The organism is Mucilaginibacter sp. SG538B (assembly GCF_013376065.1).
In the GTDB taxonomy this organism is placed as follows: Bacteria; Bacteroidota; Bacteroidia; order Sphingobacteriales; family Sphingobacteriaceae; genus Mucilaginibacter; species Mucilaginibacter rubeus.
Map to the genome: position 1 here is coordinate 1254120 of NZ_JABMJI010000002.1, position 19547 is coordinate 1273666.

Below are 19547 nucleotides of genomic sequence, written 5' to 3' on the forward strand. Positions count from 1 at the left end.
GTGTATCTTTAGGCACCTTACCTCATAAAAACGATGAAATATTTTCTGCTGCTTATCTGCCTGCTGCCCGCCGGGCTTGTGTTTGGCCAGTCGAAACTGCCGGTAATCAAAGCCACTTCTAAAAAAGTAGCCATCAATGATGGTGGATTTTTGGATAAAAATGCATGGTCGCTTTCGCCAAAAACACGACCGGACATTTATACTGCCGATAGGACCCGGGAAACTAAATGGGTTACATTTTTTACCGATATCGATTCGATAAGGGTAAAGGTTAAGCCCGGCACAAGGTATAACTTCGTTGTCCTGCTTAACGGTAAGGATTCATGTTATACGCAAATAGCAAGCGCTATACCGCCGGCGGATGAACAGCAAATCAATCCCAACAAAAGCGACACCATTCCCTTTAAACTTACAGCCTATAATGCCATTGCGGTAAAGGCAGTGATGAATGATACCGACACTTTATCTCTTCACTTTGATCTAAGCTCATTTGACTTTCATTTAACAAGGGATGCCATATTAAATAAAACGAAACTGCTGCCTAACCAGGCTGATGTTTTGGCCGGTAAAGCAAAGCCAAATTTTAATGACATGAGCAAAGCTTTGAAGCTGCAAATCGGCACATCAGTTTGGCACAACCTGGAAATGTTGCCCACAAACATAACCTCGACTGGAATGGATGGCCGTTTTGGTTGGAACCTGTTTGAGGGTAAACAGGTAGAGGTTGATTATGATAACAACCGTATCATCATCCGTAATAAAATGCCTAAAAACTTAAACGGTTATGAACGCTCGAAGATTGGGTTTATCCATTCGTTCCCATATGTTACCGGTACGTTTGAAATAGACGGCAAAAAATACACCGGCAATTTTTCTATGGATACGGGATCCGAGCAGTCATTGATACTGGATAGTGAATGGGCTGTTAAAAATAATTTCCCCAGGGATCTTAAACTCATCAAATCATCCACCATCAGCGATCCGCGCGGGGTAAAATACGAAATGAAGATTGTAGAAACACCACTATTCAGGCTCAATGGATTCCCTGTTAGTAATGTGCCGGCCATTATGCTGAGCAATAAAAACCCGATGGGTTTTGAAATCAACTATTTGGGGAACGGTCTTTTAAAACGGTTCAATATGATCCTCGATTTTAAGAATGATTACCTGTACCTGAAGCCTAATAAATTATCTACCTGAAATAGAATTTAGTTTCCGGCAGGTACCGCCCAGCTTTGCCCGTCTAAAACCGGGTTCACATCCATGCTCTCGTATTGAATATTGAGCTTTTGCTGGCCGCTTGTTGTGGCCTCACGGTACGGAATGGTAATACCCTGTACCGGCCGAAGATCTGATAGCATAGCGAACAGGGTTTTGTCGCCTACCTTATAGCCGTAAGCCATTAGTTGGTTTTGATTATTTATAGCAAACACGTATTCGTTGCCATTTAACCTGCATTGAACCGTATACATATCATTATCGGGGATTTTTTGAGTATTGATGATCTGCATTTGATCAAGCGATGACCTGCGCAACCCAATAACCCCGGTATATAAGGCGGTTTTTATCTCGGCAACGTTATTGGCCGGAAGATCGGATTTGTTGCCGCTGCTCCATTGCCATCCGTTACTGCCTTCGGTTTGTTGCACCGACACCGGTTTGCCGTTTTTCCATATTTCAACGCGTACCTTGCTGTTGGGAATATCAATCAGTTCAACAACTTTTAACCCCGAAACGGAACCTGTTAACCGGGCGGTTTTCAATGCATTCAGTTTGTCGCCTCCATGGGCGGCATTGGCTTTTAAAAGCAGGGTTTTCCCATTTGGCACGGTGGCATTGCTTGTATTTGCGGCGGAGTTTTCGGAAGTTTTTTTAGCCGCGGCTGATGATTTGGTATTGTTAGCGGTGGCATTGTCATCATTGTCTACAAAAAATACCCGCCCATCAACTACAGCCATGCGGGTTTTACCGCCCATATCACAAAAAAAGCTGTGTAGTTCGGTGTGGCCATCGGTATAGGTAAGTGTAAGCACCCCCTTGTTTATTTTATAGGTGCCGCTGCCGTCCCGGCTGCTTGAGCTGCCACCACCAACATTTTCGCCGGCTACCACTGAACCCGAATAGCGCGAATTGCTAAAATGCCCCTTGCCGTCGAAATTCAATCCCTGTGTGCTTAAAGCGCCTACATAAGTTGTACCATAGGCCGCGCCGCCACCGCCCATAGCGCTGATGAACGAGTAATAGCCCGGAGGTATAATGTTCCCCTGAAGTTTAAACAGTTCATGTGCATAATTGGAAAGGCTTCCATATTTGGTTATGCCATAAACAGACGAGCTTTTAGTATATTTAAGCGTTACCTCTCCTTTGCTTATGGTGTAATGCCCGCTTACGCTGGTTTGCCAGTCGGCACTGTTAAGCGAAGAATTGAAAGTACCATCAGGTCTGAATAATATAGCTACGTCAGTTCTGTTCATGCCTCCGCCAAATATCGGACTTGGCGAAAACTCGCATCCGGCATAAACGCCGTCGAGCTTGGTTTGCGCAAACGCATGCTTATTAAAGCAGGAAAAAACGGCAAGTATTACCAGCAAAAATTGTTTCATAGGGCTTCGGTTTTTTGTCGTTAAACCGTATTTGCCGCTTATTGTTTTTGGAAATATTTTAATTAATACGTAATTAATGTTGAGAGATAGCTATTGATTCTTTTTTAGATAAAAGATTCTTTATAAAAAAACGGCCGCGAGGAATAATTCCCCCACGACCGCTCTTAAAAAACTAATAAACGTTAAGCTTTTTCGGCTTTTGATGCCTGGTTAATGCCGGCTTCGGCAATTTGAGTGAGCAGGCTGTCGCAGGTTTTTTCTTCCTGCAGGGTTGAATCAAGGAGTTCGGCTGCGTGGTCATATCCCAGTACGCCGGCCAGCGTGCGGAGGGTGCCGTATGACGCTATTTCGTAGTGCTCAATTTTTTGAGCCGCCGAAATAATACCGGCATCACGGGTAATACTGCCTTTTTCGGTTTCTGATATAATTTCTTCACCTTCTTTGATGAGGCCAGCCATCGCTTCACATTTTACAGCCACAGCTTTTTGGCCAATGGAAGCAAATGCATCTTCTAAACGAATAACCTGCCGCTCGGTTTCGGCCAGGTGGTTTTCGATAGCCGAGCGTAATTCATCGGATGTTGCCGCTTTAGCCATTTTAGGCAGTGCTTTTGTAAGATGTTTTTCGGCCCAGTAAATGTCTTTTAATTCATCAATAAATAATTCATTCAGTGCCGATTCCTGCACATCATTAGTTTGTTCGGGTGTTTTTACTTTAGTAGTTGCCATGATAGATGTTTTAATGTTTTTTGTGAGATAAACACTACAAACACAAAGCCAAAACTTATTCTTTTAAAAATAAAATTAATTATTAGGATAATTTAATCATATTATCTGAAGGATTTTATCTTCTTAAAAAAACAGCTTTCCAAACATTTCCAACCATGAGTTCTGAAAACAACACACGTTGACTCTTTTTGAGGAATAATTCAATTACAGACTTAAAACTTTCAACTACCGTACTTCCGGCTTCATTAAGCTCCTTTCTTGCTTTTTAAACTGGCCATCAGCTGGTCGTACAAATCGTCACTACCTGTTTTACGGGGTTTAAGCTTTTTAACTTTGGCGCGTTTACCTTTTGATTTGGCCTCGATGATCCTGAGCAGCTCATCATTATACTCGTCTTTAAATTTAGATACATCAAAATCTTCTGCATACTGGTTGATCAGCGTGAGGCCCATATCCAGTTCCTTTTTACTTACATCAATCTTATCGGGCAGGTTAAGATCTTCCGTACCACGAATTTCCTGTCCAAAACGGATGCGGGTTACCACCAGTACATTTTTAAGCGGATGAACGATGCAAAGGCTTTCGGTGCTGCGCAGTACAAAACGGGCCAGCCCTGCTTTTTTTGATTGCGTAAGTGCCTGGATAAGCAGGGCATAGGCTTTGTTGTTTTTGGTGTCGGGCTCGGTATAGTATGATGTTTCGTAAAACATGGGGTTTACATCGGCAATATCTACAAAGCTTTCAATTTCAATTACCTTGCTTTTTTCGGGGGCAGCATCCTCAAAGTCCTGCTCGTCCATGATCACGTAGTCTTCATCAAGCTTATAGCCTTTTACAATTTTATCGTAGGGGACTTCCTTGTGGGTATTTTCGTTTACCCGCTGAAAACGGATGCGTGCATGATCACGGCTATCCAGCATATCAAAATCAAGCGAGCTGGTTTGTACTGCCGAATACAATTTAACAGGGATGCTCACCAGCCCAAAACCTATCGAACCTTTCCATATCGATCTCATAACCAAATAAATTAATGCGTTTTAGTATAACTATTAAAAAGGTAAAGGGTTTGAAGGCAGGGGCGATATGTCAAAATTGGGGCTGCGTGATTCCTCCCTGCAACCGCGCATTTCAACGTGCCCCCCAGGGATGGAATTAACTTCACCCCTCAAACAAAACCACCCGCCGGTTTATTTACAAGCATACCAATGGCTTAGCAATTAATTGTAGCCTTACTGTTACACATTAAACTAAACATACGTTACCTTAGTCATAACATCAAATAAAATACACATGAAAAAGCTATTTATCCTTGCCGCACTATTAGCAACTACTGTTGGCGCATTTGCCCAAAACGTTGACCTTAGGCGTAAAATTGAAGTTACCGGCATTGCCGAGCAGGAGGTTACTCCTGATATTATAAACGTAACCATATCACTACAGGAATACATGGATGGCAAAAAACACATTGCCATTAACGATCTGGAAGATCAGCTGGAGAAAGCCGTTAAAGATGCCGGCATCCCATCGTCAGATTTTACGGTGAACAATGTATCAGCCTGGAACAATACCTATCAAAAGAAAAAAGCACCCGACTTTTTGGCCAGCAAACAATACGGCCTGCGTGTGCGCGACCTGAACAAGTTTAACCAGATCATGTCGAAAATTGATCCTAAAGGGATTCAGGCTACCAATATTGAAAGTTATGACTATTCAAAAATGGCTGATTTAAAACGCGACCTTAAAATCAAAGCCCTGTTGGCCGCACGCGATAAAGCGACTTACCTGTTGGCTGCCCTTGGTGAAAAGCTGGGCGGCGCTATCAATATTACCGAAAGCGATAACAGCAGCTTCCCGCAGCCGCGCATGTATGCCGCCAATATGATGACATTCAAAGCTTCGGCAGATAGCAATGTTGGCGATTCGGATATCAGTTTCAAAAACATCAAACTAAGTTTCCAGATCCAGGCCGTATTTGAGATTGTGAAATAATCGGCTCGTACCCCCAAAGGGGGGTGAAAAAATCTGAAGCCTCCGTTCAAACAAACGGAGGCTTTTTTTATTATCATGTATAAAAAACTCCCCCTTTAGGGGGCCGGGGGCAACATATGCAATGGTTTGGCAGACGCGAAAGCGATAACGTAGATGATGAACGCGGTGGTGGCGGCGGCAGGTTAGCCATTGGCGGTGGCGTACTTGGTATTATAGCGGCCGCTATTTATTTTTTTACCGGAGTCGATCCTTCGGCGCTGTTTAACCAGGTGGCAACCAACCAGCCGGCCCGGCAGGAGCAAACCGTTAATAACGGCCCCGAAGATGAGGGAAAGAAATTTGTGCGCGTGGTTTTGGCCGATACCGAAGATATCTGGACGAAGCTGTTTAATGATATGGGTAAAACCTATGAAAAACCGCGATTGGCTTTATTTAGGGATTATACTAAATCGGCTTGCGGTATGGCGAGCTCGGCAAGCGGCCCATTTTATTGCCCCGGCGATTCGCGGGTATATATTGATCTTTCCTTTTACGATGAGTTGAAGAACCGTTTCGGTGCCGCCGGCGATTTTGCGCAGGCCTATGTGATAGCGCATGAGGTTGGCCATCATGTGCAAAACCTGTTGGGGATCTCCCAAAAAATGGATCAGGCACGGTCGCGATTGAGCGAACGCGCATACAACAAGCTTTCTGTAAAACTGGAACTGCAGGCCGACTTTTATGCCGGCGTTTGGGCGCATTACGAAAAAACCATGAAAAACGTGCTTGATAAAGGCGACATTGAAGAAGCGCTCAACGCGGCCAACGCCATAGGTGACGACCGATTACAAAAACAAGCACAGGGCCATGTAGAACCCGATAGTTTTACCCATGGCACCAGTGCCCAGCGCATGTACTGGTTTAAAAAAGGTTTCGACACCGGGGATATTAACCAGGGAGATACTTTTGGCAATGGGGATTTGGATTGATTAGTTTATTGGTTCAATAGTTCAGTTGCTCATTGGTGGGATGCGCATTGGGGGCAGGGAGGAGTTTTGTGGTTTTATAATTTACATCGTCCGCTCTTGGCCGCGGGGGCCAGTTACTTTACCTTAGATGCAAAGTAACCAAACATCAAGACAAAAAAATGCTTCTCCCCGCAGGCCATACTCCCAGGCCCGCTTTTTTGTCGGGCCAGCACACTTTTGTTTTGGGTTTGATAACAATATGTCACGGTTCTTATCTTACTCCTTGACTCTTACCGTCTTGCTTCTTGACTTCTAACAGTCTTGCTTCTTTTCCTCACCCCGTCGGCAGGTAAGCTTCGGGCGAAAGCGGGCAGAACAATGGTGGCCTTGTGCGGCTGCAGGGGCATAGCAAGTTTTTGCAGAAGCCAGGGAACGAGCGGGCAAAGCAGGGCAAAATAATTGCAGCCCGTGGTTCTGCCCGGTTTGCAGGGTAAAGGCAGGGAAAGGCAAGCGGGCGAAGGCCGTGCGGCGAAGAAGCCTCCCTGCCGACTTGACTTTTTGGTTACTTTTGTGTCAAGACAAACGGCGAAGCCCTCTTGAGCTCCTAAAAAAATAAACAATCGCGAAAAACGTAACAGCCAACCCGCGGCGATTGAGCGGGGCCGATGTTAGTTAAATACAACTACGGTTTTTTAAAAGAGCAATAGCGGACTTGACGCCCGGCTCTGTACAGCAAGCGGTTGCCACGCTATCGCTACCCATGACATAATTAAAAAATGGGTGTCATGCTGAGCCTGTCGAAGCATAGTGGGGTGGGCCTCTGCGCGCGTCCTTCGACAAGCTCAGGATGACAAGCCCTCCACATCTATTGTCATTTCACCTTGAGAGGCCTCTGGATTTTACCTACTCGCAAGACATATTTTTATTTAAAACACCAATACCACTTTCCCAACAGTTCTCCCGCTTTCCAGTTGCAAATGCGCATCGGCCATTTGCTCAAACGGAAACACTTTGGATACGTGCGATTTAATGATCCCTTTTTGCAGCAAACCGGCAATGGTAGCCATGTTTTCGGCATTGGGTTTTACCCGGGTGTTGTGGCCATTAATGCCCAGCGCGTTGGCTTTGGGGGTAACGGTTTCGTTCATGCCGGAAACGATGCTTATAATGGTGCCGCCTTTTTTCATCACCTGCAGCGAGCGGTCAATGTATTCGCCGCCAATGGTGTCAAGCACAAAATCGATATCGCCGGTAGCGGTTTCAAAGGGCTGTGCCTTATAGTCGATATGCTCATCGGCACCCAGACCTAACACAAAATCGCGGTTGGCAGCCGAAGAAGTGGCGATAACATAGGCGCCCAAATGTTTAACTATCTGCACGGCATAATGACCAACCCCGCCTGATGCGGCGTGGATCAGTACCCGGTCGCCGGGTTTAACAGGCGCATTGCTGTGGAAAGCCTGCCAGGCAGTAAGCGCGGCAAGTGTAGCTGCCGCAGCCTCCTCATGACTAACGCCGGCAGGTTTCAGTGCAAGTTCATCGGCTTTAGCCTTAACATATTCGGCATAGGCTTTACCGGTTTTGGGGAAATCTATCATGGCAAAAACCTCGTCGCCGGGTTTAAAGCCGGTAACATCCGCGCCCACTTCGGTGATCTCGCCCGAAATATCCCAGCCCAATATAATCGGAGATTCGTCCTTAATAAGTCCGGCAACACCTTTTCCTGAGCGGGTTTTAACATCCACAGGGTTTATGCTGATGGCTTTCAGTTTTACCAGTACTTCATCGGCAGCTATGGTTGGTACAGGTATTTCGGCAGGTACCAGGTTTTCAACCCCGCCAAAGTCTTTTAAAATTATTGCTTTCATGGTTTGATGTTATTCGTTTGATATACCAAAGTTATACCATGGTAAATAAAATACATGGTATAAACGGGGAATATAATTTAGTGTTTTGGGGTATACATCCTAAGCTTTGGTTTTGCGGGGTGGAAAAGGACGTGGTAAATTGGTATACATCATTATGTTTAAACCTTGTTGTAACTAACAAACATCGTCGCCCTCCTGGCCGGGCCATAGCCATTAACCTAAGAGATTAATTTAGCACATGCGCTTTAAAATCCCCTCTTGAGAGGGGGCGTAGTGGGAAAGAGCGGGAGCAGGGGTGTGTTATACAAGCGATAAGCTGCACGTAGAATAACACACCCCTCCACCCCTCTCAAGAGGGGAGTCGCACCTTCCCTCGCTTTGAAGAGTTTTTTCCTTAAGTTAACGGCTATGTTGGCCGTACGGAGTACTTTACCTTAGATGCAATTAACCAAACATCAAGACAAAAAAATGCTTCCACCCACAAGGCCATACTCCCAGGCCCGCTTTTTTGTCGGCCCGGCGCGCTTTTGTTTTGGGCTTGATAACAATATGTCATGGTTCTTATCTTACTTCTTGACTCTTACCGTCTTGCTTCTTTCCTTCTACTGTCGTGCTTCTTCACATTGTCGTCTTGTTTCTTTCCCCAAACTCTTATCTTAGAAACGTGATCAAAGTAACATGCGCTATTATTGTTAATGCCGACGGACTTGTATTTGTCGCTCAGCGGAGCGCAACCATGAGCCTGCCTTTAAAATGGGAGTTCCCCGGCGGTAAAATTGAACCCGGTGAAACCGCCGAAGCCTGCCTCATCCGCGAGATTAAGGAAGAGCTTCATGTGGATGTGGAAATTTTGAAGCCCCTGCCCGCCAATACACACCAGTATCCCAATGTTAGCATACAACTGATTCCCTTTGTTTGTAGAATTGCTTCAGGGCAGATTGTGTTAAAAGAGCATCTTGATTTTAAATGGCTGCCTAAAGATGAATTGTTAGCTTTGGATTGGGCGGAGGCGGATGTGCCTATTGTTAAACATTATATAGAAACCTAAATGCCAGCAATTGAATTAAATTCTGATAGATAAACTATTACGATTGAGAAGAAATCACATGATCTAAGACAATAGCTATACAACCTTCCAAATCCCTTTTTATTTGGTTTTCCCAAAATCTAATAACAGTGTACCCTAATTGAGTTAACGCTAAGTTGTTTTCATTATCTCGTTGGATATTTCTTTCTATTTTAGGAATCCAAAACCCTCTGTTATCTTTTATCTTTTTCTTTTTTTCCTCCCACTTATACCCATGCCAAAATTCACCATCCACAAAGACAACAACTTTACTTTTGTTAATGACAATATCAGGACTGCCTGGTAGTTTTTTATAATTTTTCCTATATCGAATTCCTTGATTCCATAGAGATATCCTTAATTTTGTTTCTGCTTTGTTTTCTTTGCTACGGATTTTTTTCATTAGGTTTGACCGATTAGAGGTTGTTTCAAACCCAAGGCTCTTTTTGAACTTAGGAACAAAGATCTTTTCATCCATGATTTAGTCAAATTCAATTTTAATAATTTTGAATGAGCAAAAATCGTGCATATAATTAAAACAATAATTTACTAACCTTGACAATTACGTATGCAGTTATCTGCGCTTGATATTTATAATAAATTAGTCGTTGAAAATTCTATTATCGGCGAAAAAGGCATAATTAGTTTTATTCTTAATGGACACGATATTAAAATTAGATCTAAAGACTCTGTTGGGAATCTTTTACAAGAATGGCTAAGGGATTGGTTAATTAGTGAAGGGGTATTATTTGGTAGCAGCCCAGGAACACAAGATTTTCCAGACTTTCAATTAGATATAAATGACCCAAAAAAAGGAATGCTTGAAGTCAAATCCTTTGACTATGACAATGCCCCTAATTTTGACGTTGCAGCGTTCCTTGCTTACCGCAGATCTTTGCTATTGCATCCTTACAGGTTAGATTCTGATTATTTAATCATTGGCTATAGTATGGTTGGTCACCATATAGAAATAAAAGACGTCTGGTTAAAGAAGGTATGGGAAATAACGGGCCCCAGCAGTGATTGGCCTCTTAAGTGTCAAGTAAAACAAGGAGAAATTTTTAATATCCGCCCTACCAAATGGTATCTAAGAACAGGGAGACGAGACAGAGGACCAAAACTTCCTGTTTTTAGTAGTGCGCTTGATTTCGTTAAGGCCTTCGACGCAACCCAACGCCAATGGACGGGAACCGCTCGAGACCCACTAACCAGTACTTGGCTTACCAAGGTCATCGCAGGATACAAGACGGCCACAGGAAAAGAATTAATTTAACAGGCTATTTGCTCTGATTGCTCCACTTGAGAGGGCACAAAAAAGGGTGTAATTTTTTCAGCAACAGCAGTTACAACATTAACGGCTACAGTATTGCCGAGCAAATCAAATCCATCTTCTGGCGAAACTGGCATTTGAAACCATTCTGGGAATCCAAAAAGGCGCAGTCCCTCTCTTAAAGTCATACTCCTTAAGCCGGTTCCATCGGGAACAACCAATCGCGCCATATCAGTGGCAACTAATGTCGGAGCAATCCCATTGGGATCTAAGATTTTGTTCACTTCGTAACTCAACTTTCCTGAAACGATATTGTAGCCCGGACTTAACCTTTTGTTTTCTAATCGATAAGTTTTAACCCCCAATAAGGTTTGTTCCGTAACTAAGCTTTTAGGGTGTTCAAATTTTAAGTATTTCTTGCTAACCAAGTCGTCCAACATTTCTTCAAGATTGGGCTTGTCGTAAAAAGTTTTGATTTGATTCAATGTAAGGGGCATGCCATCCATCCAATCGATCCCAATTTCTTTTGCCCAATGTTTCTTTCTACGCTCCTTAAACAACCTATTAAGCAACCCTGCTTGTTCTTTGGTTACTGGCCCTTTTAATTCAATATCCCAACTGTGGATATTGTTGTCACCACCGCGTTTGTCTTTTATGGATTTACCATATAAATCACTTAGCGAAAAGTGCTTTAATAAAAGTTTAATAAACTTGGAATCGATTGTCGGAAGACCAGTTTCAAGTATAGAACTGATAGTGGATCGTTTAGTGTCAAAATGATTTAGATCAACATGTTCATCTAAAGTTCCAACTATGAAAATTCGTTTGCGGGCTTGAGGTAAACCAAAATCCGCAGAATTTAACACCTTCGTTGTAACTTTATAACCCAGGCCTCTCAATTTCGATATAATAACATTGAGGGTTCTACCAAACTCATCCCCTTTATTTTCTAAATCATGCTTCACTAACCCTTCAACATTTTCTAATATAAAACCATAGGGCTTTTTATTCTCCAATATCCTTTCAATTTCAAAAAAAAGTGTCCCTCTTGTATCAACAAAACCCTGTCTTTTCCCCCCCGCACTAAAAGGCTGACAAGGAAACCCTCCCAATAAAAAATCAAAATCAGGAATTTCGTGGTTTTTTACTTTGGTAATATCCCCAACAAAATAATCGTGTGAAAAATTATGATGTAATACATTTAAAGCATGAGCCTTTATTTCAGAGGTCATAACACATTTGGTATCGAAACCTGCTTTTTTAAAAGCTTCTTCAAAACCCAAACGAAGCCCCCCTATTCCTGCAAACAAATCGATAAATTTAACCTCTCTCATAATTTTTTTTTGTTTTCTTAGCATTGTAAAAAACAACTGGTTCTTGCAGCAACGTTGATGATTCTATATCAGGAAAAAAATTCCTGCATCCAATTGCATTAAGGCATTGTATTAAAAAGGCCGCGCTGAAAGTACCACGGCTTATCTTACTATCTATGCTACCTTTAGTTTCTTGTACACCAATTCTATCGAGAAGGCCAACCAATTGCTCAGAAGAGATACCTCTTTTTAGCAATTCGGCCTTTAAAAGCCTTTTAGATTTTTCGTGCCAATCTACAGAATTCATTACGTAAATATGTCATCAAATTATCGTATATGCAAATTTTTGTCAAAAATAGTTTATAATTAATATATACGAGAAAAAATGTCCATTGATAAAAATAAATAGTCATATGTGTTATATAAAAGTTCACTTATCTCCGATTGACAAACACCCTCATTCGGCATAACTTGCCGGATGCCCAACATCAAATTCAACTACCTCTACCGTGATGGCGGCAACTATAAAAACTTCAACAGCATTGTATTTGATAACCTGCAAAATATTGAGTTATCGCGTTTGGAAGGTTTGATCCGCTCGAAACTCATATCTCACCACTGGTTTTACGCAGACCAGTGGCAAGTGCCCGATCTCCATTTCGGCTCATGGGATAACGAACTTGATCATACCTTCCACGAATTTGAAAGTGTGGAGTACACAGATGAGGCCGCTGATAGCGGAATGGATTTGGCTTCGTTTATATACATTCTTCAAACGGTTGCAAATATCACATAGCCGCTAACCATTTTGCCGACATCAACAAAATGGTTATTATAAAATAGCGATTAAATATCGCCCAAATGGTGGCGCTTTATTGTCAGCATCCCAACCACCCCGCATCGCCTAACCTCATTTTCGTTAAAAAACATCAAAAAAACACCAAAAAAATCCCTCTGCCCGGCGCTGCCTCAATTAAAGCCGTATTTTACTCTTAAAAGTTTTAGTAATTGACTGTCAATATTTTATCATTGTTTCAGTCGAAACATTAATTATTTGATTATCAGTGTGTTTCATAAAAAAGATGTTCCGCGTTTTCACACTCAAAAAATGGAACACGCTTATTTTCGCAAAAACGGGCGGTGTGCATTTTTCATTTTTTTGTGGGGAATCAAAAAATTGGGACACCCCATTTTTTTACTTATATTTGAAATTATATGATTCATATAGGCATAGTAGTAATTTAATTAATCGAACAAAATAATGCAAAGGCATAGGGGTAAAAGTTTAGAATGTTGTAATAAAGTAAACGCGTTAAAAGCTTTATTCAATCACTTTAAAATGACAACCCATGATACCCGCTTTAATAATTTGGTTATTTAAAAAATATATCCGGCCTGCCCTTCAAAACAAAACTTTCCCAACGGTAAATATATTCGGTCCGCTAAAATGGGCGGCTATGGTGGTGGCCTTGCTGTGCCTCGCTGTGGGGGCCCTGGCACAGGAACAAACGGTTAAATACAATGTGTTGCACAGCGGCAAGGTGGTTGGCCACATGAACCTGTACCAAAAACGCCAGGGAGATGAGCTGTACCTCAAAATGATCTCCGAAGTAAAAATGCGCTTCATTTTCAGCATCAAGGTGGAGATCCAGGAGGAGAGCACTTTTAATAATGGCAAGCTCATCAGTTCGCAGGTGTGCCGTAACGTTAATGGTAAGGAAAAGTGCAACCGCCAAACCAAAGCTGTTGCCTCGGGCTACCAAACCATCGCCGAAGGCAAATGCGGCAAAACGGTTGATCAAAAACAAATTGCCGCCAACCTCATGCTGCTGTACTGCCATGAACCGGCCGACCAGTCGCAGGTGTACTCTGATAACTTTCAGCAGTTTTTGCAGGTTAAACAGGTGAGCCCCCATGTGTACCGCATCGATCTGCCCGATGGTAATTACAATTTTTACAGCTATACCAATGGGGTGTGCAGCAAGGTTGATATTCATCATTCGCTGTACACCATCCAAATTCAACTGGCCTGATTGATTTTTTAACATTTGGGCTCTATGAATTTAACGGCCAAACAAGCTATCTTTAGCGCTAACATCTACACCTTAAAAGTGGAATACAGCGATAGCACGGCCATCGGTTTAATTAAACAGGGAAGCCCTAAGGCTTTTGAGCGGCTTTTTAAAGATCACTTTAAAAGTCTGCACGCCTATGCCTTCACTTTTTTAAAGGATGATGAAATGGCCGAAGAGGTAGTACAAAACGTATTTTGCCGCATTTGGGAAAAACGCGATCAGCTTAAAACCGATGGCAGTATCAAGGCCTACCTGTACCGCTCGGTACATAACGAAAGTTTGAACTACTTAAAACACCAGAAGGTGCGTGCCAGCTTTGGCGTTTATTATGCCGATGAGATGGAGCAGGTTGGCAGTGATGAACTGGCCTCAAAAAAACTGCTCACGGCCGAGCTGCAGAAGCACATTGAAAAAGCCCTGAGCGAACTGCCCGAGCAATGCCGTATCATTTTTCAGCTGAGCAGGTTTGAGCAGTTGAAATACCAGCAAATTGCCGATCATATGGGTTTATCGATCAAAACCATCGAAAACCAGATGGGCAAGGCGCTGCGGGTAATGCGCCAAAAACTGGCCGAGTTTTTACCCATTATTTTATTGTTATTTATTAATTGGTTTGTATGAGCTATACCGGTATGCCCATAGATGATGATTTGCTGGTGAAATACCTGGTTGGCGAAGCTACGCCCGCCGAGGTGGAGGCTATACAGAACTGGATTGCCGCTTCGCCCGCTAACAGGCAGGAGTATGATAATTTTAAACTGATCTGGGATGAGAGCAGGCAAATTGCTTCTACTAAAAATTTGGATGAGGATGCCGCCTATCTCCGGCTGCAAAAGAGGATCAGCAATACAGTCACAACGCCAACCCAACCGGCACGGATTCACAAAATGAAAACCAGCTGGTGGGTGGGTATAGCTGCATCATTACTGTTGATTTGTACTGTAGCCTGGTTAACTATCAGCCATTATTACGACAACCGGAACATCGCTTTCATTAAAATAGAAAGTGAAGCGAAAACCCGCGTGCAAACCCTGACCGATGGTTCGGTAGTTACGCTGAACAGTCACAGCACGCTTATTTATCCCGAAAAATTTACCGGCAAGATCCGCCCGGTGACTATGCTGGGCGAAGCGTTTTTTAAAGTTACGCCCGATAAAACCAAACCTTTTATAATTAGGGTGAACGGTGTAACGGTTAGGGTGGTTGGCACGTCATTCAATATAAAGAGCCGCGACGGCAAAACGCAGGTTATTGTTGAAACGGGCATAGTTAACGTAAGCGAAAAGAAAAAAAGCGTAAACCTCAATCCCGGCGAAAAGGTATTGGTTACCGGTAAGGATGGCCTGCAGACTAAGGAAAGCATCAAAGGACGTTTATATAACTACTATGCAACCCACGAACTGGTTTGCGATGAAACCCCGCTGCATGAACTGGTAAGCTCATTGAACGAAGTGTACGGCGCGCACATTGTTATCGGCAATAAAGCCATTGCCAGCCTGCCTATCACCACAGTGTTTAAAGATCAGTCGTTAGATCAGGTGCTGCTGGTGATCTCCGAAACGTTCAAGATCAAAGTGGAGCGCGGGAAAAAGGGGATTGTGTTGAAGTAGGGATTGTATGCAGTGGCCAGTCATCCTGAGCCTGTCGAAGGACGCGAGCAGAGGCCCAGCCCACCATGCTTCGACGGAGCTCAGCATGACATCCCTTTAAAAGCCTCATTGCGAGGCACGAAGCAATCCCCGATTAGCAGATTGGCCATGTAAATCCGCTCTGTACAGTTAGGGATTGCTTCGTGCCTCGCAATGACGTGGTGGAGTAATTGGCTACGAGATTGCCGCGCTGCGCTCGCAATGACATGGTTTATTAGAATACTATTTTTATGTTGTATAAACTACATCGTTACCTAAACTATACCATCTGCCTGCTGCTCCTTACAGCCTTAACCGCTCATGCCGATTCCATCCTTTCCAAAAACATATCCGTCCATGTAACCGAAATGCGACTGGGCACGGTGCTTAAAACTATCGAACAAAAAGGCAACTTCTACTTTTCGTACAACAGCAACATTGTAAAAACCGACAGCCTGGTTACCATCAATGCCGATAACTGGACGATTAAAGAAGTGCTTGACCACATGCTTCGCTATCGCTTTGAGTACCGCGAATCGAAGAATTTTATTATCCTGAGATATGCGCCCCGCCAACTCACTATAGTTACCGACAAGGCCGCTACCGAGGGCGACAATTACAACATCAGCGGTACCGTAACCGACGAGCAAACCGGTCATAGCCTGCCCAATGCCAGTGTATACTCGCACGAACAATTGCAATCGGTATTGACCGACAAGGAGGGCCATTTTGATATGACCGTCCGCAACGAAGGCCAGCCGATCACCTTAACAATAAGCAAAGAGTTTTATAAGGATACTACGGTTACTTTTTTAGCGGATGTTAATGTAAAAAGCACCGACACCACCCTGAAGAAAAAACGGAGCCTCCTGGGGTATATCCTTAGTGACGATTATTCTGGGGTCGAAAATACTTCGCTGGGCAGACTGTTTCTTTCCACCAAACAGCAAATCCAGGCGGCCAATCTCGGCGGGCTGATTGCACAGGCCCCCTTCCAGGCTTCGGCCATACCGGGCGTAAGCACTCACGGCAACTTCAGCGGACAGGTAGTAAATGTGGTTTCTCTCAACGCCGTGGGCGGCTATAATGCCGGGGTTGATGGCTTTGAAATGGGCATTATTTTCAATTTAGATAAAGGCGACGTTGGCGCGGTACAAATAGCTGGGATCTTTAATGTGGTGGGCGGCTCAGTAAATGGCATTCAGCTTGGCGGCTTGTACAATAACGTGCTAGGTAACGTGCGGGGCATTCAGCTGGCCCTGCTCCATAACAGCGTAAAACAAAACATGAATGGTTTGCAGCTGTCAGCCCTTTACAACCATACCCGCGGATCAGTCAGGGGCATTCAGTTAGGGGCGATAGGCAATATTGCAGGCAAAAATTCCGACGCGTTACAACTGGGTGGGATTGGTAATATAGCACAGCAAAAGTTTGGCGGCTTGCAGGTGGCGGGATTGTTTAACTATGCCAAACATCTCACCGGTGTTCAACTGGCGCTGGTAAACATAGCCGATACTTCTTCGGGATTTAGTATCGGGCTGTTGAATATTATCAACAATGGTTACCATAAGCTCGCTATCTCCACTAACGAAACTCAAAATATCAACCTCGCCTTTAAAAACGGCAACAGCAAGCTGTACACCATTTGGCAGGGTGGTATGCGGGTTGATGACAACAGTAAATTATATTCATTTGGTTTGGGTTTCGGGCGGGAGTTTGGATTGGGGCAGCACCTGGTTATCAACACTGAAATTGGTTCAAGTTACCTGTACCAGGGCACATGGTCAAAAACCAATCAGCTTAACAAGTTCAACCTTGATTTCACTTATAAGGTAAGCCGGAAGTTTTCCATTTTCGCAGGGCCGTCGTTAAATTTTCTTTATTCAGATCAGCGAGCACCTGTTGATGGTTACGCTTATGTGCGGGACCTGCACCATTCTTTTATCCGTGATAAAAGGAACTGGAGCGGGTGGGTTGGATGGAGTTTTGGGGTTAATTTGTTTTAAGGTGTGTTGGCTGGTAACAGGCCTCAGTTGTATTTGACCAACATTGGCCCGCTCAATCGCCGACGGGAAGGGGTAGAAGTAAGACAGTAAGGGGAAAGAAGCAAGACAGTAAGAGTCAAGAAACAAGACAAAGGCGCTGGGTTTATAAGGAAAAAAGTTATTATAATCTCCAAAACAAAGGTGCGCTGGCCCGCGGGAGGAAGCATTTTTTGTCTTGATGTTTGGTTACTTTGCATCTAAGGTAAAGTAAAGTCCTCCGCCCGGCCAAAAGCGGACGATGTAAGTTAATTACCACAAAAGGCCCATTTGATCCCTAAAACCCTGCATAAAAAGAAAGCTCCAATCTCAAAAGAGACTGGAGCTTCCGTATGCAAAATCACTTAAAAAAGCTTATTGAGCTGGGAACGCGCTGCTGAAGTGCGAACCATCGGGGTAGATCCCGGCAATAATGATATTGCCCTGGATAGGTTTTACAATTGCCTTGTCAATATCTTCGATACTGCTAATCGGCAGTTTGTTAATGCTGGTGATCACAACGCCTTCGGGTATTTCGGCGGCGTCAAATAAACCACCTTCTCGTACCTGGGTAACCAATACACCGGCGTTAACATGCAGCCTGTTCTTTTCGGCAGGGGTTAAAGCGTGGAAGCTTGCGCCCAGTTTGTTAAACAGCTCTTCGGCCGATTTAGACGCCGTGATACGGTTTGATGGCGCTACGGCATCGCCTTTGAGCGTTACCGCGAAATCTTTATCCTTGCCATCACGCAATACAGTGATATTGATCTTATCGCCAGGCTGTAAACGGCCTACACGTTCCTGCAGATCAGATGATTCATAAACCGGCTGACCTTCAACCTTAACAATGATGTCGCCTTTGCGTAAGCCTGCCTGCTCGGCACCGCCGCCCGGTACAAGGTCGTTCACGTATAAACCGTTGGTGGTTGTTACGTCGAGTTTTTGGGCTACGTCCGGGTTAAGTTCGGTGAAAGTTACACCCACAAAACCGCGTTTTACTGTACCGAATTTCTTGATATCGTTCAGTACTTTTTTAGCCAGGTTAACCGGGATGGCAAAGCCATAGCCTTCGTATGAACCGGTGTGCGAAGCGATAGCGGCGTTAATACCAATCAGTTCGCCACGGGTATTTACCAGGGCACCGCCGCTGTTGCCAGGGTTAATGGCCGCATCGGTTTGGATGAACGACTCGATAGCTTTGTTCAGCTTAGGAGTCGACTGGTTGCGGGTACGGCCGAACGGGTTGTCGTCATCACTGTTTTCGCTGCCAATGATACCAATGTTACGGCCCTTAGCGCTGATGATGCCGGCTGTAACGGTTGATGTTAAATTAAAGGGGTTACCCACAGCTAAAACCCATTCGCCAACTTTAGCGTCATCGCTGTTGCCTAATTTTACAATTGGCAGATTATTAGCGCTAACTTTAATGAGGGCAAGATCTGTACTTGGATCGGTGCCGATAACTTTGGCGCTGAAAGTACGGTGGTCATTAGAGTAAACGGTAATTTTATCGGCCTTTTCAACCACGTGGTTGTTGGTTACAATGTAGCCATCGGGCGAAATGATAACACCAGAGCCTGATGCCATCTGTGGGCCTTGCGGACGCACCCGCTGACCAAACATATCACCAAACATTTGCTCCAGCTGGTCCTGTCCGCCGCTGCCTTTGTTAGTATAGGTTGTGCGGATGTAAACCACCGCCGGGGTAGCCGCCGCCGCTGCCTGAGTGAAATCAAGGTCGCCGGTTGATGAAACCGGAGCCGAGGGGTTGCTTGTAAAATATACCTTTTGCTTGTCTTCAAAGCTCAGGTTGTCGGAGTATTTGTTTTCGATAACCTTATATACTCCTAAGGCCATCGCACCTCCAACAAAAGCGGTTAATAGTGTTAAACCAATCTTTTTCATTTATTATTTGCCTTTCTTATTATTAAGTTTACTTATTTTACAGATCAAATTTAATACCATATAGACGAGATAATCAATGATTAGTTATCCCGTTTTTTGTTAAAATTTGTTAAATAGATAAACATCGGCTATTT

General features: G+C 43.9%; 18 protein-coding genes. 10 read left to right on the forward strand and 8 right to left on the reverse strand.

What is annotated here, in order from left to right; genetic code table 11:
• The first annotated feature begins 33 nt into the window (after positions 1–33).
• A complete protein-coding gene (locus FHW88_RS14930) occupies positions 34–1200 on the forward strand; it encodes a hypothetical protein (RefSeq protein WP_176626421.1) in 1167 nt (388 codons plus the stop codon).
• Positions 1201–1208: 8 nt separating this feature from the next.
• Here FHW88_RS14930 and FHW88_RS14935 read toward each other — a convergent pair whose 3' ends face one another.
• The 3 genes from FHW88_RS14935 to FHW88_RS14945 form a co-directional block, all read right to left on the reverse strand.
• Positions 1209–2603 (reverse strand): hypothetical protein, encoded by a 1395-nt coding sequence (locus FHW88_RS14935; protein ID WP_176626423.1) that lies wholly within the window; start codon positions 2601–2603, stop codon positions 1209–1211.
• A gap of 182 nt (positions 2604–2785) precedes the next feature.
• A complete protein-coding gene (locus FHW88_RS14940) occupies positions 2786–3331 on the reverse strand; it encodes a ferritin-like domain-containing protein (protein ID WP_090533509.1) in 546 nt (181 codons plus the stop codon).
• Positions 3332–3576: 245 nt separating this feature from the next.
• Entirely contained in the window at positions 3577–4347 is a 771-nt protein-coding gene (locus FHW88_RS14945; protein WP_090533511.1) for a Ku protein, read from the reverse strand.
• 274 nt (positions 4348–4621) lie between these two features.
• On the opposite strand from FHW88_RS14945, the gene FHW88_RS14950 reads away from it, so the two are divergent.
• Together FHW88_RS14950 and FHW88_RS14955 are read left to right on the forward strand one after the other, a co-directional pair.
• The gene (locus tag FHW88_RS14950) at positions 4622–5320 is read left to right on the forward strand and encodes an SIMPL domain-containing protein (protein ID WP_176626425.1); all 699 of its coding nucleotides are present in this window, start codon (positions 4622–4624) and stop codon (positions 5318–5320) included.
• A 116-nt stretch (positions 5321–5436) separates the two neighbouring features.
• A complete protein-coding gene (locus tag FHW88_RS14955) occupies positions 5437–6288 on the forward strand; it encodes a neutral zinc metallopeptidase (RefSeq protein WP_090533515.1) in 852 nt (283 codons plus the stop codon).
• Between the two features lie 905 nt (positions 6289–7193).
• On the opposite strand, the gene FHW88_RS14960 is transcribed toward FHW88_RS14955, so the two are convergent.
• The gene (locus FHW88_RS14960) at positions 7194–8135 is read right to left on the reverse strand and encodes an NADP-dependent oxidoreductase (RefSeq protein ID WP_176626427.1); all 942 of its coding nucleotides are present in this window, start codon (positions 8133–8135) and stop codon (positions 7194–7196) included.
• 664 nt (positions 8136–8799) lie between these two features.
• Between FHW88_RS14960 and FHW88_RS14965 the strand changes: the two genes are divergently transcribed.
• On the forward strand, positions 8800–9183 hold the full coding sequence (locus FHW88_RS14965; protein ID WP_176626429.1) for a (deoxy)nucleoside triphosphate pyrophosphohydrolase: 384 nt from the start codon (positions 8800–8802) through the stop codon (positions 9181–9183).
• Positions 9184–9220: 37 nt separating this feature from the next.
• On the opposite strand, the gene FHW88_RS14970 is transcribed toward FHW88_RS14965, so the two are convergent.
• Positions 9221–9679 (reverse strand): very short patch repair endonuclease, encoded by a 459-nt coding sequence (locus tag FHW88_RS14970; RefSeq protein ID WP_176626431.1) that lies wholly within the window; start codon positions 9677–9679, stop codon positions 9221–9223.
• Between the two features lie 90 nt (positions 9680–9769).
• Between FHW88_RS14970 and FHW88_RS14975 the strand changes: the two genes are divergently transcribed.
• Positions 9770–10474: an NgoBV family restriction endonuclease gene (locus tag FHW88_RS14975; RefSeq protein WP_176626433.1), complete on the forward strand. Its 705-nt coding sequence runs from the start codon at positions 9770–9772 to the stop codon at positions 10472–10474.
• On the opposite strand, the gene dcm is transcribed toward FHW88_RS14975, so the two are convergent.
• Positions 10471–11805, reverse strand: a complete 1335-nt coding sequence (dcm, locus tag FHW88_RS14980) for a DNA (cytosine-5-)-methyltransferase (RefSeq protein WP_176626435.1) — start codon at positions 11803–11805, stop codon at positions 10471–10473. The genes FHW88_RS14975 and dcm overlap by 4 nt on opposite strands.
• A complete protein-coding gene (locus tag FHW88_RS14985; RefSeq protein ID WP_176626437.1) occupies positions 11792–12091 on the reverse strand; it encodes a DUF6471 domain-containing protein in 300 nt (99 codons plus the stop codon). The genes dcm and FHW88_RS14985 overlap by 14 nt, the downstream gene beginning before the upstream one ends.
• A 171-nt stretch (positions 12092–12262) precedes the next feature.
• Here FHW88_RS14985 and FHW88_RS14990 point away from each other — a divergent pair, with 171 nt between their 5' ends.
• From FHW88_RS14990 to FHW88_RS15010, 5 genes are all read left to right on the forward strand, one after another.
• The gene (locus tag FHW88_RS14990) at positions 12263–12580 is read left to right on the forward strand and encodes a hypothetical protein (RefSeq protein ID WP_176626439.1); all 318 of its coding nucleotides are present in this window, start codon (positions 12263–12265) and stop codon (positions 12578–12580) included.
• Positions 12581–13133: 553 nt separating this feature from the next.
• A complete protein-coding gene (locus tag FHW88_RS14995; protein WP_176626441.1) occupies positions 13134–13817 on the forward strand; it encodes a DUF6134 family protein in 684 nt (227 codons plus the stop codon).
• Positions 13818–13841: 24 nt separating this feature from the next.
• Positions 13842–14480 carry an RNA polymerase sigma-70 factor gene (locus FHW88_RS15000; RefSeq protein ID WP_176626443.1) on the forward strand — a complete coding sequence of 213 codons (639 nt, stop codon included), beginning with the start codon at positions 13842–13844 and terminating at the stop codon, positions 14478–14480.
• Positions 14477–15469, forward strand: a complete 993-nt coding sequence (locus FHW88_RS15005; RefSeq protein WP_176626445.1) for a FecR domain-containing protein — start codon at positions 14477–14479, stop codon at positions 15467–15469. Before FHW88_RS15000 ends, FHW88_RS15005 begins: the two co-directional genes overlap by 4 nt.
• 269 nt (positions 15470–15738) lie before the next feature.
• Entirely contained in the window at positions 15739–17493 is a 1755-nt protein-coding gene (locus FHW88_RS15010; protein ID WP_176626447.1) for a carboxypeptidase-like regulatory domain-containing protein, read from the forward strand.
• A 390-nt stretch (positions 17494–17883) separates the two neighbouring features.
• Here FHW88_RS15010 and FHW88_RS15015 read toward each other — a convergent pair whose 3' ends face one another.
• A complete protein-coding gene (locus FHW88_RS15015; RefSeq protein ID WP_176626449.1) occupies positions 17884–19413 on the reverse strand; it encodes a Do family serine endopeptidase in 1530 nt (509 codons plus the stop codon).
• Positions 19414–19547: the final 134 nt, after the last annotated feature.

Bases quoted from the DNA above. Each gene is read 5' to 3' on its own strand.
- FHW88_RS15015 (WP_176626449.1), bottom strand. From the start codon at position 19,413: ATGAAAAAGATTGGTTTAACACTATTAACCGCTTTTGTTGGAGGTGCG.
- FHW88_RS14945 (WP_090533511.1), bottom strand. From the start codon at position 4,347: ATGAGATCGATATGGAAAGGTTCGATAGGTTTTGGGCTGGTGAGCATC.
- FHW88_RS14960 (WP_176626427.1), bottom strand. From the start codon at position 8,135: ATGAAAGCAATAATTTTAAAAGACTTTGGCGGGGTTGAAAACCTGGTA.
- FHW88_RS14950 (WP_176626425.1), top strand. From the start codon at position 4,622: ATGAAAAAGCTATTTATCCTTGCCGCACTATTAGCAACTACTGTTGGC.
- FHW88_RS14975 (WP_176626433.1), top strand. From the start codon at position 9,770: ATGCAGTTATCTGCGCTTGATATTTATAATAAATTAGTCGTTGAAAAT.
- FHW88_RS14955 (WP_090533515.1), top strand. From the start codon at position 5,437: ATGCAATGGTTTGGCAGACGCGAAAGCGATAACGTAGATGATGAACGC.
- dcm (WP_176626435.1), bottom strand. From the start codon at position 11,805: ATGAGAGAGGTTAAATTTATCGATTTGTTTGCAGGAATAGGGGGGCTT.
- FHW88_RS14940 (WP_090533509.1), bottom strand. From the start codon at position 3,331: ATGGCAACTACTAAAGTAAAAACACCCGAACAAACTAATGATGTGCAG.
- FHW88_RS14990 (WP_176626439.1), top strand. From the start codon at position 12,263: ATGCCCAACATCAAATTCAACTACCTCTACCGTGATGGCGGCAACTAT.
- FHW88_RS15010 (WP_176626447.1), top strand. From the start codon at position 15,739: ATGTTGTATAAACTACATCGTTACCTAAACTATACCATCTGCCTGCTG.
- FHW88_RS15005 (WP_176626445.1), top strand. From the start codon at position 14,477: ATGAGCTATACCGGTATGCCCATAGATGATGATTTGCTGGTGAAATAC.
- FHW88_RS14995 (WP_176626441.1), top strand. From the start codon at position 13,134: ATGATACCCGCTTTAATAATTTGGTTATTTAAAAAATATATCCGGCCT.
- FHW88_RS14935 (WP_176626423.1), bottom strand. From the start codon at position 2,603: ATGAAACAATTTTTGCTGGTAATACTTGCCGTTTTTTCCTGCTTTAAT.
- FHW88_RS14970 (WP_176626431.1), bottom strand. From the start codon at position 9,679: ATGGATGAAAAGATCTTTGTTCCTAAGTTCAAAAAGAGCCTTGGGTTT.
- FHW88_RS14930 (WP_176626421.1), top strand. From the start codon at position 34: ATGAAATATTTTCTGCTGCTTATCTGCCTGCTGCCCGCCGGGCTTGTG.
- FHW88_RS14985 (WP_176626437.1), bottom strand. From the start codon at position 12,091: ATGAATTCTGTAGATTGGCACGAAAAATCTAAAAGGCTTTTAAAGGCC.
- FHW88_RS15000 (WP_176626443.1), top strand. From the start codon at position 13,842: ATGAATTTAACGGCCAAACAAGCTATCTTTAGCGCTAACATCTACACC.